The organism is Agromyces capsici, from assembly GCF_058349965.1.
This window is the reverse complement of sequence record NZ_JBYRET010000001.1, coordinates 274,615-292,134: the sequence shown is the minus strand read 5'-3', so window position 1 is coordinate 292,134 and position 17,520 is coordinate 274,615. Positions and strand designations below refer to the sequence as shown.

General features: G+C 72.3%; 12 protein-coding genes. 8 read left to right on the top strand and 4 right to left on the bottom strand.

From position 1 onward, the window contains the following. Nucleotides 1–46: 46 nt before the first annotated feature. Nucleotides 47–1,201, bottom strand: coding sequence for a PQQ-dependent sugar dehydrogenase (locus AC3RKB_RS01435; protein ID WP_491434195.1), 1,155 nt, complete (start codon nucleotides 1,199–1,201; stop codon nucleotides 47–49). 68 nt (nucleotides 1,202–1,269) lie between these two features. Between AC3RKB_RS01435 and AC3RKB_RS01430 the strand changes: the two genes are divergently transcribed. Genes AC3RKB_RS01430 through AC3RKB_RS01420 form a run of 3 tightly spaced genes read left to right on the top strand, consistent with a single transcriptional unit; the run spans nucleotide 1,270 to nucleotide 3,547 of the window. Next, nucleotides 1,270–2,031: a LamB/YcsF family protein gene (locus AC3RKB_RS01430; protein ID WP_491434194.1), complete on the top strand. Its 762-nt coding sequence runs from the start codon at nucleotides 1,270–1,272 to the stop codon at nucleotides 2,029–2,031. Beyond that, entirely contained in the window at nucleotides 2,028–2,687 is a 660-nt protein-coding gene (locus AC3RKB_RS01425) for a 5-oxoprolinase subunit B family protein (RefSeq protein ID WP_491434193.1), read from the top strand. Before AC3RKB_RS01430 ends, AC3RKB_RS01425 begins: the two co-directional genes overlap by 4 nt. Continuing rightward, nucleotides 2,684–3,547, top strand: coding sequence for a 5-oxoprolinase subunit C family protein (locus AC3RKB_RS01420; RefSeq protein ID WP_491434192.1), 864 nt, complete (start codon nucleotides 2,684–2,686; stop codon nucleotides 3,545–3,547). The genes AC3RKB_RS01425 and AC3RKB_RS01420 overlap by 4 nt, the downstream gene beginning before the upstream one ends. 111 nt (nucleotides 3,548–3,658) lie before the next feature. On the opposite strand, the gene AC3RKB_RS01415 is transcribed toward AC3RKB_RS01420, so the two are convergent. Both AC3RKB_RS01415 and AC3RKB_RS01410 read right to left on the bottom strand, forming a co-directional pair. After that, nucleotides 3,659–4,522, bottom strand: coding sequence for a spermidine synthase (locus tag AC3RKB_RS01415; protein ID WP_491434191.1), 864 nt, complete (start codon nucleotides 4,520–4,522; stop codon nucleotides 3,659–3,661). Between the two features lie 15 nt (nucleotides 4,523–4,537). Beyond that, entirely contained in the window at nucleotides 4,538–5,293 is a 756-nt protein-coding gene (locus AC3RKB_RS01410) for a spermidine synthase (RefSeq protein ID WP_491434190.1), read from the bottom strand. A gap of 114 nt (nucleotides 5,294–5,407) precedes the next feature. On the opposite strand from AC3RKB_RS01410, the gene AC3RKB_RS01405 reads away from it, so the two are divergent. After that, the gene (locus AC3RKB_RS01405; protein ID WP_491434189.1) at nucleotides 5,408–5,764 is read left to right on the top strand and encodes a group I truncated hemoglobin; all 357 of its coding nucleotides are present in this window, start codon (nucleotides 5,408–5,410) and stop codon (nucleotides 5,762–5,764) included. Nucleotides 5,765–5,794: 30 nt separating this feature from the next. On the opposite strand, the gene AC3RKB_RS01400 is transcribed toward AC3RKB_RS01405, so the two are convergent. Further along, on the bottom strand, nucleotides 5,795–8,458 hold the full coding sequence (locus AC3RKB_RS01400) for a LuxR C-terminal-related transcriptional regulator (protein ID WP_491434188.1): 2,664 nt from the start codon (nucleotides 8,456–8,458) through the stop codon (nucleotides 5,795–5,797). Nucleotides 8,459–8,817: 359 nt separating this feature from the next. Between AC3RKB_RS01400 and AC3RKB_RS01395 the strand changes: the two genes are divergently transcribed. The 4 genes from AC3RKB_RS01395 (at nucleotide 8,818) to rpoC (ending at nucleotide 17,399) form a co-directional block, all read left to right on the top strand. After that, on the top strand, nucleotides 8,818–9,195 hold the full coding sequence (locus tag AC3RKB_RS01395; RefSeq protein WP_491434187.1) for a hypothetical protein: 378 nt from the start codon (nucleotides 8,818–8,820) through the stop codon (nucleotides 9,193–9,195). Nucleotide 9,196: 1 nt separating this feature from the next. Then, nucleotides 9,197–9,598 (top strand): hypothetical protein, encoded by a 402-nt coding sequence (locus AC3RKB_RS01390; RefSeq protein WP_491434186.1) that lies wholly within the window; start codon nucleotides 9,197–9,199, stop codon nucleotides 9,596–9,598. A gap of 368 nt (nucleotides 9,599–9,966) precedes the next feature. Continuing rightward, on the top strand, nucleotides 9,967–13,458 hold the full coding sequence (gene rpoB / locus AC3RKB_RS01385; RefSeq protein ID WP_491436727.1) for a DNA-directed RNA polymerase subunit beta: 3,492 nt from the start codon (nucleotides 9,967–9,969) through the stop codon (nucleotides 13,456–13,458). Between the two features lie 44 nt (nucleotides 13,459–13,502). Next, nucleotides 13,503–17,399: a DNA-directed RNA polymerase subunit beta' gene (gene rpoC, locus AC3RKB_RS01380; RefSeq protein ID WP_491434185.1), complete on the top strand. Its 3,897-nt coding sequence runs from the start codon at nucleotides 13,503–13,505 to the stop codon at nucleotides 17,397–17,399. Nucleotides 17,400–17,520: the final 121 nt, after the last annotated feature.

The window sequence follows — 17,520 nt, the reverse complement described above, 5'->3', positions numbered from 1 at the left end:
CGGGTGTGCCGCGATCGGGGGGACCGGGCCGGCGGACCGACTCGGTTCAGCCGGCGTCCTCGACCGGGATCCGCAGCAGCCGGTCGTCGCCGTCGCGCGGCGAGCCGCGGCCGTCGGTGTTGTTCGTGATCGCCCACACCTCGCCGTCGGGCCCCGGCACCACGTCGCGGAAGCGGCCGAACTCGCCGTCGAACGCGTCGACCACGTCGGTCGGCGACGTCGTGGCCGGGGACGCCCACCACAGCCGCTCGCCGCGGAGCGCCGCGAGGACGATCGTGTCGCCGACCACGGCGATGCCGCTCGGGCTCGCCTCGGAGGTCGGCCACTGCACCGCGGGGTCGATGAACCGGGAGTCCCCGGCGATCCCCTCCACCACGGGCCATCCGTAGTTGGCGCCCGGCTCGATGCGATTGAGCTCGTCCCACGTGTTCTGGCCGAACTCCGCCGCCCACATGCCGCCCGCGGCATCCCATGCCAGGCCTTGGGGGTTGCGGTGCCCGAGCGACCAGACGAGCGTGCCGGAGGGGTTGCCGCGCGGCACCTCGCCGTCGGCGGTCATCCGCAGAATCTTGCCGCCGAGCGAGTCGGGATCCTGCGCGGAGTCGCGCGCGCCCGCGTCGCCGACGGTCGCGTAGAGGTAGCCGTCGGGACCGATCGCGAGGCGACCGCCGTTGTGGTTGCCGCCGCGCGGAAGGCCGTCGAGGATCACCTCGGGCCCGCCGAGCTCGAGCTCGCCCGGCTCGCCCGCGAGGGGCATCCGCACTATGCGGTTGTCGGAGTCGGTCGAGTGGTACGCGAACACGGCGGCCGGCCGGTCGCCGTCGCCGGGCAGGTGCGCGAGGCCCATCAGGCCCCCCTCGCCGCCGGGCACCACGTCGGGCACGACGGCGACCTCGCGGAGCCCGCCGTCGTCGAGCACCTCCACGATGCGGCCGGCGTCGCGTTCGCTGACGAGCACCCCGCCGTCGGGCAGCCGCAGGATCGACCAGGGCGCGGCCAGCCCCTCGGCGATCGTCTCCGGCGTGCCCGTCGGCGCGACCGGGGGCGGGACGGAGACGGCCGGCGTCGACGGCGACGGGACGCCGCTCGGCGAGGCCACCACCGGACCGGACTCCGGGCCCGCGGCGCACCCCGCCAGCAGGACGGCGACGCCCGCGAGGAGCGCCGCCCGAGCCGTGCACCATGCCGCGCCGTGCCGCATCCGACCACCTCCGACTCCAGTCTGCGCGAGCCGCCGGGAGACCGCGACCCCGGGGGGAGAATGGGAGCATGCCGCACTCGATCGACCTCAACGCCGACCTGGGGGAGTCGTACGGCGCCTGGCGGATGGGCGACGACGAGGCCATGTTCGCCCTGGTCTCGAGCGCGAACGTCGCGTGCGGCTTCCACGCCGGCGACCCGCTCACGATGCGGCGCAGCGCGCACCTCGCGGCGCGGCACGGCGTCGTGCTCGGCGCGCACCCGGGGTACCGCGACCGCGCCGGCTTCGGACGTCGCGCGCTCGCCGTCTCGGCCGAGGAGGTCGCCGCCGAGGTCGTCTACCAGGTCGGCGCGCTCGCCGCGACGGCACGCTCGGCCGGCGTCGAGGTGCGCTATGTCAAGGCGCACGGCGCGCTCTACCACCGGCTCGGCGCCGACCACGGGGCCGCGACCGAGGTCGCCGACGCGCTCGCGGCGTTCGACGTCGGACTGGTGCTGCTCGGCCCGCCCGGCGGCGAACTCGAGCGCGCGGCGGCCGCCGCCGGCCTCCGCTACGCGCGCGAGGCGTTCATCGACCGCGGCTACCTCGCCGACGGCACGCTCGTGCCCCGGCACGAGCCCGGCGCGCTCGTGCACGACCCCGGCGCCGCCGCCGATCGGGCCCTCGAACTCGTCGAGACGGGCGGGATCGCGGCCGACGACGGCGCGCGGGTCGAGCTCGGCCCCGACTCGCTCTGCCTGCACGGCGACACCCCCGGGTCGGTCGAGATCGCGCGCGCCGTGCGCGCCGCACTCGATGCCGCCGGCCACGGCGTGCGGCCGTTCGCATGAGCGCGGTCCGCCTGCTGCCGTCGGGCCGCGCCGCGCTGCTCGTCGAGTGCGACGCGCTCGCCGACGTGCTCGTGCTGCACGACGCGCTCGCCGCCACCGCGCCCGACGGGCTCGTCGAGCTCGTGCCGGCGGCGCGGACGCTCCTCGTGTCCATCGACCCCGAACGGCTGCCGCTCGAGTCGGCGGCCGCCTGGGTGCGCCGGGTCGCCGACGCGCCGCCCGCGACCACGCCGGCGGCCGGTCCGGCGGCGCCGCACCCCGACGCCGGAGGCGACGCCGTCGTCATCGAGGTCGACTACCGAGGCGACGACCTCGCCGAGACCGCGGCCCTGCTCGAGGTGTCGGCCGAGCACCTCGTCGCCCGTCACGTCGCCACGACCTGGCGCGTGGCGTTCATCGGCTTCGCACCCGGCTTCGGCTACCTCGTCGCCGAGGAGTGGCCGTTCGACGTGCCGCGCCTCGACGTCGCCCGCACGCGCGTGCCGGCCGGCGCGGTCGGCCTCGCGGGCGCCTTCTCCGGCGCCTACCCGCGGTCGAGCCCAGGGGGCTGGCGCCTGGTCGGGCGAACGGATGCCGCGCTGTGGGACCCGCACGCCGAGTCGCCCGCGCTGCTCGTCCCCGGCCGCACCGTGCGCTTCCGGGCGGTGGCGACGTGACCTCGCTCCTCGTCGAGGCCGTCGGCGGCTCCGTTCTCGTCGAGGACCTCGGCCGCCCGGGGCTCGCGCGCCTCGGCGTGGGTGCGGCGGGCGCGCTCGACCGCGGCGCCCTCGCGCTCGCGAACCGGCTCGTCGGCAACCCCGACGGGGCTGCGGGGCTCGAAGTCGTGCTCGGCGGGCTGCGGCTCGTGCCCGACGCCGACGTCTGGGTCGCGGCCGCCGGCGCGTGGGGCCCGGTGCTCGTCGCGGGACGCGACGCCGGCCCGTACCGCGCGGTGCGCGTGCGAGCCGGCGAGCCGCTCGAGCTCGGCCCGGCCCGGCGCGGGTTGCGCTACGCGCTGGCCGTGCGCGGCGGCATCGACGAGCCGCTCGTGCTCGGCTCGCGCAGCCGCGACACGCTCGCTGCGATCGGGCCCGAGCCGGTGAAGGCCGGCCGGGTGCTCGCCGTCGGCGCCGAGCCCGCGGCATCCGTGCCCCTGCTCGACGACGACGCCGCGTACGCGCCGCCGACGGGCGCCGTGACGCTCGGCCTGCTGCCCGGGCCGCGGGCCGACTGGCTGACGGATGCCGCGCTCGCGGAGCTGCACGAGTCGGACTGGCGCATCTCGGCGGCGTCCGACCGGGTCGGCGCGCGCCTCGAGGGCCGCGTGCTGGAGCGGCGGATCACGGGCGAGCTCCCCAGCGAGCCCACGGTCGCGGGCGGCATCCAGGTCACGGGCGCGGGCGTGCCCACCATCCTGCTCGCCGATCGCCCCGTGACGGGGGGCTACCCCGTCGTCGCGATCGTCGACCCGGGCTCGCTCGACCTCGTCGCACAGGTCCGACCTGGGCAGATCGTGCGGTTCCGGCACGCGCGCTGACGCCCCCACCCGCGACACCGACTCACGCGAATCGGCCCTCGGATGGCGCAGGAACGGGCCGTTTCGCGTGAGTCGGGTGCACGAGGAGCGTGCCCGGGGGTGCGAGGGCGGCTACGGCTTCGCGAGGAAGACCGAACGCGAGGGCGGCGGCGACGGCACCGCCGTGGCATCCGTCACGACCGGCGCGCCCGCGACGAAGCGCGCGAGCTCGTCGCCCTCGACGAGCTTCGCCGGGGCGGGGTCGCTCGCGAGCCGACGCGGCATCGACGCGAACGGCAACTCGCCGTCGGAGGCGTACATGACGACGTTGCCGAACCGGCGGCCCTTCAGCATCGACGTGTCGGCCGCGATGGCCACGTGCGCGAACACGTGCGCGAGCGTCGCCGCCTGCGACCTCGCGAACGCGAGGCCGGCCCCGTCGGCGACGTTCACGGCGAGGATGCCGCCGGGTGCGAGCAGCGGCGCGACCAGCCCGTAGAACTCGGCGCTCGTCACGTGCGCCGGCGTGCGCGCCCCCGAGAAGATGTCGACGACGGCGAGGTCGACGGCGCCGTGCAGCCCCGAAGGCAGCTTCGCCAGCACCTCGCGCGCGTCGCCGTGACGCACCCGCACCTGTGCGCCGCGCGGCAGCGGCAGGTGCTCGCGCACGAAGTCGACCAGCTCGGACTCGAGCTCGACGACCTGCTGGCGCGACCCCGGCCGCGTGGCGATCACGTAGCGCGGCAGCGTCAGCGCGCCGCCGCCGAGGTGCACCGCCGTGATGGGCGCGCCCGGCGGGCGCACGAGGTCGACGGCGTGGCCGATGCGGCGCACGTACTCGAAGCCGAGCCACTCCGGATCGTCGAGGTCGACGTGCGACTGCGGGGTGCCGTCGACGTACAGCGTCCAGGCGCCGGGGCGCGTGCGCGACTCCTCGAGGCGGGCGAGGTGGCCGCTCACGGCGAGACGGCGTTCCGGTTGGGGCACGGATGCCACGCTACCGCCGACGCCTCAGCAGGCGCCCCACAGCACCGTGTCGAGGCGCGCCCCCTCGAGCAGCTCGGCCGGGAACGGCCCGGCCGTGCCGAGCCGTTCGAGCACGCGCGGCGGGATCGGCGTGCCCGCCACGATCACCGCGTTGCCCTCCTCGGCGCCCGCGAGCACCGCCGGGGGGCCCGCGACGACCAGCCCGGCGCCCGGGTCGGCGCGCGCGACCGCGCGAGCGCCCGCGGCCAGCCGCGGCCCGCCCGCGGCGTCGGCGACGTTCACGAGGAGCACCCCGTCGGGTGCCAGTCGGCCCAGGCAGGCGCGCATGAACGACGGCTCGTCGACGAAGGCGGGTGCGTCGAGGCGCGTATAGAGGTCGACGATCACGACCTCGAAGCGGTCGGCCGCGGGGAGCCGCTCGAGCGCATCGCGGGCGTCGGCCACGATCACCCCGATGCGCGCGCCGGGCGGCAGCGGCAGCCGCTCGGTCACGAGCGCGACGAGCCGGGCGTCGGCGTCGACGACGACCTGCGTCGAGCCGGGGCGCGTCGCCTCGACGTAGCGCGCGAGGGTCATGGCGCCGCCGCCGAGGTGCAGCACGCGCACCGGTGCGCCCGGATCGGCCACGGCGTCGATCACGTGCCCGATGCGCCGCACGTACTCGAAGAACAGCCGCGTGGGGTCGTGAGGGTCGACGTGGGACTGCGCGGCCCCGTCGACGAGCAGCGTAAGCCCGGTCGACGAGAACACGTCGGCCTCGAACTCGATGCGCGGCCCCATGCGGGCATCGTCCCACGGCCCGGATGGCGCGGCCAACGGGGGAGTGAGCAATCGATGCTCAGGTGCCGGGGCCGCGTCATCCGGCACACTGGGAACCCTGGCGGAGGAGGCGAGATGACCGAGCTGTACGACGAGGTCGGCGGTCCCGACGGCGTGCGCACGGCCGTGGCCGTGTTCTACCAGCGGGTGCTGGCCGATGACGAGCTCGGCGCGTGGTTCGAGGGCGTCGACCTCGAGCGGCTGAAGTCGCACCAGCGCGCGTTCCTCGGATCGGCGTTCGGCGGACCGCAGGTCTTCTCGGGGCGTTCGCTGGCCGACGCCCACGCGGGGCTCGACATCACGGATGACGCCTTCGACCGGCTCGTGCGGACGCTGTGCACCAGCCTCGGCGACCTCGGCGTGCGCCAGGAGGCGGTCACACGCGTCGCCGAGCGGCTCGAGCTGGCGCGCGCCGACATCGTGACCGGCTGAGCCGAGGCTCACCGCGCGCGGAGGGCCCGGTCAGACGCTGAGCTCGTGCCGCCCGCGGATGCCGAGCTTGGCGTACGTCGACTGCAGGTGGTTGTTCACCGTGCGCGGCGACAGGAACAGGCGCGCCGCGATCTCGTTCGAGCGGAGCCCCTGCGCCGCGAGCGACGCGATCTCGCGCTCGCGCGGCGTGAGTGGCTCGGCGCCGGCCGAGAAGCGCAGCAGCGGGGTTCGCGCCCCCTCGCACGCCGCCGCGAGCGACGCGGCGCGCTGCAGGTCGGCGGTCGCCTCCCGGCCGCGGCCGGCGGTGCGGGCGGCCTGGCCCGCCGACGCGTGCGCCTCGGCGGCGTACAGCAGGCTGCCGGTGCGTTCCCACTCCGCGGCCGCTTCGCGGAGGCCGGTCGCGTCGGCGTCGGCCTCCGCGCGCGCGTGTGCATACCTCCTGGCGACATCCGGTGCCCCCGTCGTCTCGAGCAGCGACCGCAGCCGGGCCGCCGCCGTCGCGGCGTGCTCGCGGGAGCCGAACCGCACGACGTGGTGGAGCAGGCTCGACGCGACGCTCACCGACCCGCGGGCCGTGACCACGTCGACGCGGGCGAGCACGCGCTCGGCCGCGGCCTCCGCCGAGCCGTCCGCGGCGTCGATCCACGCGTCGGCGAGGACCGTGACCGAGCTGTCGCGCTCGAGCCCGTCGACGACGCGTGCGCGGAGCGCCCGTGCGGTCGCGGGGTCGCCCTGCTCGGCCGACACGATCGCCTGGAAGCACAGGGCGAACTCGCGCAGCGACCTGGGGCCGTGCAGCTCGGCGCCGCCGACGGTGTCGCGGAACCATCGCGCGGCCGTGTCGAGGCGGCCGGCCTGCCACCAGATGCGGCCCATCGTGAACTCGCCGAGGCGCGCCGAGAGCTCGTCATCGTCGCGGATCGCGTCGTGCAGCGACCCGATCACGGTGCGACGCGCGTCGTCGAGGCGGTCGGCCGCGATGAGCACGTGGGCGAGGACGATCTCGGCCCGTCGCCGAGGGATCGCCGCGTCCGGGGCGGCGGCGAACGCGACCGCGCGCTCGGCGGCGGCGACGGCCTCGTCGGGCCGGCCGACCAGCGAGAGCGGCAGCGCCGACGCCAGGTCGACCACCGCTCGGTCGAGGGGCTCGTCGCCGGATGCCGCGGCGCACGCCTCGACCGTCGTGAGCGCGTCGTCGCCGTACTCGAGGTTCACGAGCAGCACCGACCTGCCGAGCCCGATGGTCGCCGCCTGGCCGGGGAGCGCCGCCTCGAGCTCGGTGAGCAGTTGGAGTCCTCGCGACTGGCCGAGGGCGTCGCCACTGAGCACGTCGGCACGGGCGCGCCCGATCGCGGCGCGCAGGGCGTCGGGCGCTCCGGCCTCGCTCGCGCGGGCGTCCGCCCGGGCGAGCACGGCGAGCGCCTCCTCGCTGCGGCCGAGCGACCAGAGCACCTCGCCGTGCATGAGGAGCGTCGCCGGATCGTCGGCGCCGGCCTCGATCGCCGCGGCGGCGAGCCGCTCGGCCGTGCGGTGGTCGTGCGCCAGGCGAGCGAGCGCGGCGGACCGCGCGAGCTGCGTCGGATCGGACGGCCGTCCCGCGTCGAGCCGCCACATCGCGACGCGGAGCTCGTCGCCCCCGTCCATGGGTCGCGAGGCGACCAGGTCGGCCTGCTCGAGCAGCAGGGACATGGCGCGGATGCGGGGGATGCTGTCGCGGACCGCCGCCGCGTAGTGCGGATGCGCGAGCGCCACGCGCATGCGGGTACTCGACTCGTCGACCCTGATGAGGCCGCGCGTCTCGAGCGAGGCGAGCGCCTCGGCCGCGCCGGGCCGGGCGAACTCGTCGAAGGCGAGCGGCTCGCACATCGCCAGCCGTTCGACGGCGTCGCGCTCGTCGTCCGAGCGGGCGCGCAGCCGGGCGCGGATCAGGTCGCGCAGCGCGGGCGTTCCGACGGGCTCCCCGACGAGCTGCCAGAGCCCGTCGATCGACACGAGCGATCCGGTCTCGGCGGCGCCGATCGCGAGCTCGCGGAGGAACAGCGGATTGCCGTGCGCCGCGCGGTGCAGCTCGACGGCGTCGCGGTGCGTGATCGGCCCGCCGAGCACGCGCGTGAGCAGCTCCGACACCTCGTCGACGTCGAGCGGGCCGAGGTCGAGCCGGATCGCGTCGGCGGCGGCGACGACCTGCTGCAGTCCGTCGGGCACCGGGTCCGACTCCCGGACGGTCGCGGCGACCCGCAGGCGCCCGGACTGCACGAGTTGCGACACGAGGGTGACCGAGACCGGGTCGACGACCGACACGTCGTCGACGGTCAGGAGCACGCGCCGCCCGTCGGCCATGCGCTGCACAGCGGCGTCCGCAGCGGCGAACAGCGCGACGGGGTCGCTCGCGGACGAGGCCGCCGACCCGGGCTCGCGTGCGAGCAGCGGGGCGAGCGCGGCCAGCGGCACCGTGCTCAGCGCCGCGTTTCCGCTCGCCGCGAGGACGAGCCATCCGTCGTCGGCCAGTCGCTCGGCCAGTGCCTCCACGACCCGGCTCTTGCCGATGCCCGACGGTCCGTACGCGAACACCGACCGGGCGGAACCGGCGAGTCCCGCGAGGCCGCGCTCGATCGCCGCGTCGCGCCCGACGAGCGGCCAGCTCTCGTCCGGCGCGAGGGGCTGGTCGGCCGGGCCCCCGGGTACCAACGCCACCATCTCGGCCTTTCGGGTCTCCGGCGAGGCCGGTCGTCTCACTGTACGGCGGACCGCCGCACCGCGGCAGCGCGGCGCACGCCCCCCGAACAGGGGTTCCCCGGCGTCCGCGGGTCGCGGCCTGAGCAACGGCCGGCGGGCCCTGAGCAATCCGCCCGCGACACTGGGCAATCGGCCGGCGGCGTTGAGCAACGCGCGAGCGCGATCCGGGCATGTCGTACCCATCCGCGGTCGCCGCCGTCGCTTCCAGACTGGACCCCGACGACGCAGTCCGACCGACCGGACACCGCGACGACCGGACACCCCGACGAATCACGACGACCGATCCGCACCACGCGGGCATCAGAAGGAGCACTCAGATGAACCTCTTCACGCAGTTCGGCGACATGGCCAAGCTGGTCCAGGCCGCACCCGGCCTCATCGACCAGGCCGACGCCCTCGCTGCCCAGTCGCAGGCCTACCGGGCACAGATGGACGCGCAGGCCGTCCACGCCATGACCGCCCAGCCGCAGCCCGGCAACCTCGAGCCGATCGCGGGGGTCGACCTCGACCGCTACGCGCGGATCGTCAAGGGCATCGCCGCGTACCAGTACGACGAGACGAAGCTGCCCGTCGTGGCCGGGATGTTCGGCGTCGAGCCCGCCGCATGGGCCGAAGCCCAGTCCGGCTGGGGCGCCCGCATCCAGGCCGACCGCGGCGTCGGCCGTCGGTTCAACGAGCTCTACGCGGTGGTGTGAGATGCCCTTCCTCCGCGACCTCGCCACTCTGACCCTCCGGGCGAACGCCGCCTACGACCGCATGGACGTCGGCGCGAGCCTCGCCGACGCGCGGCGGTCGCTCGAGCGGGCCAACCGCGTGATGGCCGCGAGCGTCGTCGCGCACGATCCGGCACTGGAGGCGTCCCGCGTCCGCACGACTGCGTCGATCACGGCCGCCCGCCAGCTGCCGATGATGCTCGGCATGAACGCGGTCGTGGAGCTCGACCTGATCGTCTCGCTCCCCGGCGGGATCCCGCTGCCCTCGAGCCGGACCGAGCAGCTCGCCCCGCTGCATCTCGCGCGCGTCGCGCCCGGCGCGCAGGTCGAGGTGAGCCTGGTGCCGGGTCGTCCCGACACCGTCCGGGTCGAGTGGAGCGCCTGAGCCGCACCCAGCCCCGATTCCGCACGGCGGGCGCTCACGCCCGGCACCGGTCGTGCGATGGTCGCGACGTCCCCGCCGGTACTCGAACGGCGGGGGCGTCGCCCCGCGCGCGGACGATGCAACGAGGTCCGCCCGGTTCCGCTCGCGTGGTTATACCCGACATCCGCGAACAAATCAAGAATCGGACTGGACACGGCGAGTCATCCGGTCTATGCTTGACCTTTGCGCTCCCAGACCCACTATGCCTTCATATTGCGGTCGGCTTCTGCGTGTCGGGTCTCCCGGCATCCGCATCTCGTCTGAGGGGTCAACTCCACCACCACCGACAGTGAACCGGCCCCGAGACGGGGTCCATGGAGGTCATTTCCTTGGCTGCTGCGCGCAATGCGACCACGCCCACTCCCAAGAACGGACGCGGTGCAAGCCGCCTCTCGTTCGCAAAGGTCACCGACACCCTCACCGTACCGGATCTGCTCGCCCTGCAGACCGAGAGCTTCGACTGGCTCGTCGGCAACGACGCGTGGAAGGCGCGCGTCGCGGCGGCCGTCGAAGAGGGTCGCCAGGACCTGCCCGAGACCACCGGGCTGGAGGAGATCTTCGAGGAGATCTCCCCGATCGAGGACCTCGGCGAGACGATGCAGCTGGGGTTCACCAACCCCGAGCTCGAGCCGCCGAAGTACACCATCGACGAGTGCAAGGAGAAGGGCAAGACCTACTCCGCTCCGCTGTACGTCAACGCGGAGTTCATGAACCACCTCACCGGTGAGATCAAGACCCAGACGGTCTTCATGGGCGACTTCCCCCTGATGACCCCGAAGGGCACCTTCGTCATCAACGGCACCGAGCGCGTCGTCGTGTCGCAGCTCGTCCGCTCGCCCGGCGTGTACTTCGAGCGCACGCCCGACAAGACCTCCGACAAGGACATCTACTCCGCGCGCGTCATCCCGAGCCGCGGTGCCTGGCTCGAGTTCGAGATCGACAAGCGCGACCAGGTCGGCGTCCGCATCGACCGCAAGCGCAAGCAGTCCGTCACCGTCTTCCTCAAGGCCCTCGGCCTGACCACCGAGGAGATCCTCGAGGAGTTCGCCGGCTTCGAGTCCATCGCCCTCACCCTCGAGAAGGACAACATCCTCACGAAGGAAGAGGCGCTCAAGGACATCTACCGCAAGCTCCGTCCGGGCGAGCAGGTGGCCGCTGAGGCCGCGCGTGCGCTCCTCGACAACTTCTACTTCAACCCGAAGCGCTACGACCTCGCGAAGGTCGGCCGGTACAAGATCAACAACAAGCTCGGTCTCGAGGCACCGCTCACCGACTCGGTGCTCACGGTGCAGGACATCGTCGCCACGATCAAGTACCTCGTCGCACTGCACGAGGACCGCCCGACGCTGCCCGGCCGCCGCGGCGGCAAGGCGGTCGAGATCCGCCTCGACGTCGACGACATCGACAACTTCGGCAACCGTCGCATCCGCGCGGTGGGCGAGCTGATCCAGAACCAGGTCCGTACGGGCCTCTCCCGCATGGAGCGCGTGGTCCGCGAGCGCATGACCACGCAGGACATCGAGGCGATCACCCCGCAGACCCTGATCAACGTGCGACCCGTCGTCGCCGCGATCAAGGAGTTCTTCGGCACTTCGCAGCTCTCGCAGTTCATGGACCAGAACAACCCGCTGGCCGGCCTGACGCACAAGCGCCGCCTCTCGGCGCTCGGCCCCGGCGGCCTCTCGCGCGACCGTGCGGGCGTCGAGGTCCGCGACGTGCACCCCTCGCACTACGGCCGCATGTGCCCGATCGAGACGCCGGAAGGCCCGAACATCGGCCTCATCGGCTCGCTCGCATCGTTCGCGCGCATCAACTCGTTCGGCTTCATCGAGACGCCGTACCGCCGCGTGGTGAACGGCAAGGTCACCGAGCAGATCGACTACCTCACGGCGATGGAGGAGGACGACTACATCGTCGCCCAGGCCAACGCGCCGCTGAAGGCCGACGGCCACTTCCAGGAGGAGCGCGTCCTCGCCCGCAAGAAGGGCGGCGAGGTCGACCTGTTCCCGGCCGACGAGATCGGCTACATGGATGTCTCGCCGCGCCAGATGGTGTCGGTTGCGACCTCGCTCATCCCGTTCCTCGAGCACGACGACGCCAACCGCGCCCTCATGGGTGCGAACATGCAGCGTCAGGCGGTGCCGCTGCTGCGCAGCGACTCGCCGTTCGTCGGCACGGGCATGGAGGGCTACGCCGCCGTCGACGCCGGTGACGTGATCACCGCCGAGAAGGCCGGTGTCGTCTCCGAGGTGTCCGCCGACGCCGTCACGCTGCAGCTCGACGAGGGCGGCACGCAGACCTACTACCTGCGCAAGTTCGACCGCTCCAACCAGGGCACGTCGTACAACAACCGCGTCGTGGTGTCCGCCGGCGAGCGCGTGGAGGCCGGCGAGGTCATCGCCGACGGCCCCGCGACCGACAACGGCGAGCTCGCGCTCGGCAAGAACCTCCTCGTGGCGTTCATGCCGTGGGAAGGCCACAACTTCGAGGACGCGATCATCCTCAGCCAGAACCTGGTGAAGGACGACGTCCTCTCCTCGATCCACATCGAGGAGTACGAGGTCGACGCCCGCGACACCAAGCTCGGCAAGGAGGAGATCACCCGCGACCTCCCCAACGTGAGCCCCGACCTGCTCGCCGACCTCGACGAGCGCGGCATCATCCGCATCGGCGCCGAGGTCCGCCCCGGCGACATCCTCGTCGGCAAGGTCACGCCGAAGGGCGAGACCGAGCTCTCGGCCGAGGAGCGCCTGCTCCGCGCGATCTTCAACGAGAAGAGCCGCGAGGTGCGCGACACGTCGCTCAAGGTGCCCCACGGCGAGCAGGGCACGATCATCGGCGTCAAGGTGTTCGACGCGCAGGACGGCGACGACGAGCTCGGCTCGGGCGTCAACCAGCGCGTGGTCGTCTACATCGCCCAGAAGCGCAAGATCACCGAGGGCGACAAGCTCGCCGGCCGCCACGGCAACAAGGGCGTCATCTCGAAGATCCTGCCGGTCGAGGACATGCCGTTCCTCGCCGACGGCACGCCGGTCGACGTCATCCTCAACCCGCTCGGCATCCCCGGCCGCATGAACTTCGGCCAGGTCCTCGAGACCCACCTCGGCTGGGTCTCGAAGCAGGGCTGGAAGGTCGACGGCAACCCGGCGTGGGCCAAGCGCCTGCCGAAGGCCGCCCACGAGGCCGCCCCGGGCACCAAGGTCGCGACCCCGGTGTTCGACGGTGCGCTCGAGGAGGAGATCGCGGGCCTGCTCGACTCGACGCTGCCCAACCGCGACGGCGAGCGGCTCATCGACTCCACCGGCAAGACGCAGCTGTTCGACGGCCGTTCGGGCGAGCCCTTCCCGTACCCGGTCGCGGTCGGCTACATGTACATCCTGAAGCTGCACCACCTCGTCGACGACAAGATCCACGCGCGTTCGACGGGCCCGTACTCGATGATCACCCAGCAGCCGCTGGGTGGGAAGGCGCAGTTCGGCGGTCAGCGCTTCGGCGAGATGGAGGTGTGGGCCCTCGAGGCCTACGGCGCCGCCTACGCCCTGCAGGAGCTCCTCACGATCAAGTCCGACGACATCCTCGGCCGCGTCAAGGTGTACGAGGCCATCGTCAAGGGCGAGAACATCCAGGAGCCCGGCATCCCCGAGTCCTTCAAGGTGCTCATGAAGGAGATGCAGTCGCTGTGCCTGAACGTCGAGGTCCTCTCGGCCGACGGCACCGCGGTGAGCCTCCGCGACACCGATGACGAGGCCTTCCGCGCAGCGGAGGAGCTCGGCATCAACATCTCCGCGCGCTTCGAGTCGTCGAACATCGACGAGATCTGATCCGCCAGGTACGAGACGAAGACTTCAGGAATCTAGGAGAGAAATTGCTCGACGCAACGACGTTCGATGAGCTCCGCATCGGCCTGGCCACCGCTGACGACATCCGCAAGTGGTCGTACGGTGAGGTCAAGAAGCCCGAGACCATCAACTACCGCACGCTGAAGCCCGAGAAGGACGGGCTCTTCGGCGAGCAGATCTTCGGACCCAGCCGTGACTGGGAGTGCGCCTGCGGCAAGTACAAGCGCGTGCGCTTCAAGGGCATCGTGTGCGAGCGATGCGGTGTCGAGGTCACCAAGTCCTCGGTCCGCCGCGAGCGCATGGGCCACATCGAGCTCGCCGCCCCGGTGACGCACATCTGGTACTTCAAGGGCGTGCCCTCGCGCCTCGGGTACCTGCTCGACATGGCGCCGAAGGACCTCGAGAAGGTCATCTACTTCGCCGCGTACATGGTCATCGACGTGGACGAGGACGGTCGCCACCAGGATCTCCCCGGCCTCGAGAACGAGCTGCGGCTCGAGATCAAGACCATCGGCGACCAGCGCGACGCGCGCATCGCCGAGCTCATGAAGCGCAAGGAGGACGAGCTCGCGGCCCTGGAGGCCGAGGGCGCCAAGTCCGACCAGAAGAAGCGCGCCGAGGCCGCCGCCGACAAGGAGATGGCCGGCGTCCGCAAGTCCGGTGACGAGCAGATCGCGCACCTCGAGCGCGTGTGGGAGGACTTCCGTACGCTGAAGGTCGGCGACCTGAAGCCCGAGGACTCGGTCTTCCAGGAGCTCCAGGACCGCTTCGGCATGTACTTCGAGGCCTACATGGGCGCCGAGGCCATCAAGAAGCGCCTCCTGGCGTTCGACCTCGCGGCCGAGGCGGAGGACCTCCACCTGCAGATCGCCGAGGGCAAGGGCCAGAAGAAGATCCGCGCGATCAAGCGGCTCAAGGTCGTCAACTCGTTCCTGCAGACCGGCAACTCGCCGGCCGCGATGGTGCTCGACGTGGTCCCCGTGATCCCGCCCGAGCTCCGCCCGATGGTTCAGCTCGACGGCGGCCGCTTCGCGACCTCCGACCTCAACGACCTGTACCGCCGCGTGATCAACCGCAACAACCGCCTCCGTCGCCTGCTCGACCTCGGCGCGCCCGAGATCATCGTGAACAACGAGAAGCGGATGCTGCAGGAGGCCGTCGACGCGCTGTTCGACAACGGCCGCCGCGGCCGTCCCGTCACGGGCACCGGCAACCGCGCCCTGAAGTCCCTGAGCGACATGCTCAAGGGAAAGCAGGGACGCTTCCGCCAGAACCTGCTCGGCAAGCGCGTGGACTACTCGGGCCGTTCGGTCATCGTGGTCGGTCCGCAGCTGAAGCTCCACCAGTGCGGCCTGCCCAAGCAGATGGCGCTCGAGCTGTTCAAGCCGTTCGTCATCAAGCGCCTGATCGACCTCAGCCACGCGCAGAACATCAAGGCCGCCAAGCGCATGGTGGAGCGTTCGCGCCCGCAGGTGTGGGACGTGCTCGAGGAGATCATCCGCGAGCGCCCCGTGCTGCTGAACCGTGCGCCCACGCTGCACCGCCTCGGCATCCAGGCGTTCGAGCCGCAGCTCGTCGAGGGCAAGGCCATCCAGCTCCACCCGCTCGTCTGCGCCGCGTTCAACGCGGACTTCGACGGCGACCAGATGGCCGTGCACCTGCCGCTGTCGGTCGAGGCCCAGGCCGAGGCCCGCATCCTGATGCTGGCGTCGAACAACATCCTCAAGCCGTCCGACGGTCGACCGGTGACCCTGCCCTCGCAGGACATGATCATCGGCCTGCACCACCTGACGACCGAGAAGCCGGGCGCCGCCGGCGAGGGCCGTGCGTTCTCGTCGATCGCCGAGGCGATCCTCGCGTTCGACCAGAACCGTCCGGGCGAGCTCGCGCTCGACCTCGGCGCGAAGGTGAAGATCCGCCTCGACGGGCTCCACTTCCGCGAGGGCGACGAGCCCGAGGGCTTCGTGCAGGGACAGCCGTTCCTGCTCGAGACCACGCTCGGTCGTGCGCTCTTCAACGAGGCGCTGCCCGAGGACTACCCGTACTTCAACGCGCAGGCCGGCAAGGGCCAGATCTCCTCGATCGTCAACGACCTCGCCGAGCGCTACCCGAAGACCGAGGTCGCCGCGACCCTCGACCGGATCAAGGACGCCGGCTTCCGCTGGGCGACCCGTTCCGGCGTGACCGTCGCGCTGTCCGACATCATCACGCCCCCGAGCAAGGGCGAGATCGTCTCGAAGTACGAGAAGCAGGCCGCCAAGGTGCAGTCGCAGTTCGAGAAGGGCCTCACGACCGACCTCGAGCGTCGCCAGGAGCTCATCCAGATCTGGACCAAGGCCACCGACGAGGTCGCCAAGGCCATGCAGGAGAACTTCCCGACCGACAACACCATCAACCGCATGGTGACCTCGGGCGCTCGTGGTAACTGGCTGCAGGTGCGCAACATCGCCGGCATGCGAGGCCTCGTGAACAACCCGAAGGGCGAGATCATCCCGCGCCCGATCATCTCCTCGTACCGCGAGGGGCTGTCGGTGGCGGAGTACTTCATCGCAACGCACGGTGCCCGCAAGGGCCTCGCCGACACGGCCCTCCGTACCGCGGACTCGGGCTACCTGACCCGTCGACTCGTCGACGTCTCGCAGGACGTCATCATCCGCGAGGACGACTGCGGCACCGGCAAGGGCCTCGAGCTCCCGATCGCCGCGGTCGACTCGACGGGCGAGCTCGTGCGCGACGCGAACGTCGAGAACTCGGTGTTCGCCCGGTCGCTCGCCGCCGACGCGGTCGACGCCAAGGGCGAGGTCGTGGCGGAGGCCGGCGACGACGTGGGCGACGTGCTCATCGACAAGCTGGTCGCCGCGGGCGTCGAGTCGATCAAGGTCCGCTCGGTGCTCACGTGCGAGTCCGCGGTCGGCGTCTGCGCCAAGTGCTACGGCCGTTCGCTCGCGACCGGCAAGCTCGTGGACATCGGCGAGGCGGTCGGCATCATCGCCGCCCAGTCGATCGGCGAGCCCGGCACGCAGCTGACGATGCGTACCTTCCACACCGGTGGCTCGGCCTCGGCCGACGACATCACGCAGGGTCTTCCCCGCGTGCAGGAGCTCTTCGAGGCCCGTACCCCCAAGGGCGCGTCGCCGATCGTCGAGGCCCCCGGCCGCATCACGATCGACGAGACCGAGCGCCAGCGCAAGGTCATCCTCACGCCCGACAACGGCGACGAGCCGATCGCGTACAACGTGCTCAAGCGTTCGACGCTGCTCGTCGAGGACGGCCAGCACGTCGACCTCGGCCAGCAGATCATCGTCGGCACGGTCGACCCGAAGGAGGTCCTCCGGGTCAAGGGCGTGCGCGAGGTGCAGAAGCACCTGGTCAACGGCGTGCAGGACGTGTACCGCTCGCAGGGCGTGCCGATCCACGACAAGCACATCGAGGTCATCGTGCGCCAGATGCTCCGCAAGGTCACCGTCGTCGACCACGGCGACACCGACCTGCTCCCGGGCGAGCTCGTGGACCGTTCGCGGTACAACGAGATCAACCGTGCGACGCTCACCGAGGGCAAGCGGACCGCGTCGGCCCGCCAGGAGGTCATGGGCATCACCAAGGCCTCGCTCGCGACCGAGTCGTGGCTGTCGGCCGCGTCCTTCCAGGAGACGACCCGCGTGCTCACGCAGGCCGCCATGGAAGGCAAGTCCGACCCGCTCGTCGGCCTCAAGGAGAACGTGATCATCGGAAAGCTGATCCCGGCCGGTACGGGCCTCGCCAAGTACCGGAACGTGACGGTGGAGGCGACCGAGGAGGCGAAGGCGGAGCGCTACCCGAACCGCATCTTCGCCGACGACGCGTCGTTCACCGAGGGCGACCTCAGCTTCGTCGACTTCGACTCGTTCTCGAGCGACGACTTCACGCCCGGCAACTACAGCTGATCCACGGCGTGGGGGGGGTCCAGCGCCGACCCACCACCCCCCCAACGGCCCCAGGAGTTCCCGGGGCCCTCGGCGTATCCCCCCCTTCCCCCCCCCACCCCCCAGAAGAAAGGGTTCTCGG

Bases quoted from the DNA above. Each gene is read 5' to 3' on its own strand.
- AC3RKB_RS01435 (WP_491434195.1), bottom strand. From the start codon at position 1,201: ATGCGGCACGGCGCGGCATGGTGCACGGCTCGGGCGGCGCTCCTCGCG.
- AC3RKB_RS01425 (WP_491434193.1), top strand. From the start codon at position 2,028: ATGAGCGCGGTCCGCCTGCTGCCGTCGGGCCGCGCCGCGCTGCTCGTC.
- AC3RKB_RS01430 (WP_491434194.1), top strand. From the start codon at position 1,270: ATGCCGCACTCGATCGACCTCAACGCCGACCTGGGGGAGTCGTACGGC.
- AC3RKB_RS01390 (WP_491434186.1), top strand. From the start codon at position 9,197: ATGCCCTTCCTCCGCGACCTCGCCACTCTGACCCTCCGGGCGAACGCC.
- AC3RKB_RS01405 (WP_491434189.1), top strand. From the start codon at position 5,408: ATGACCGAGCTGTACGACGAGGTCGGCGGTCCCGACGGCGTGCGCACG.
- AC3RKB_RS01395 (WP_491434187.1), top strand. From the start codon at position 8,818: ATGAACCTCTTCACGCAGTTCGGCGACATGGCCAAGCTGGTCCAGGCC.
- AC3RKB_RS01410 (WP_491434190.1), bottom strand. From the start codon at position 5,293: ATGGGGCCGCGCATCGAGTTCGAGGCCGACGTGTTCTCGTCGACCGGG.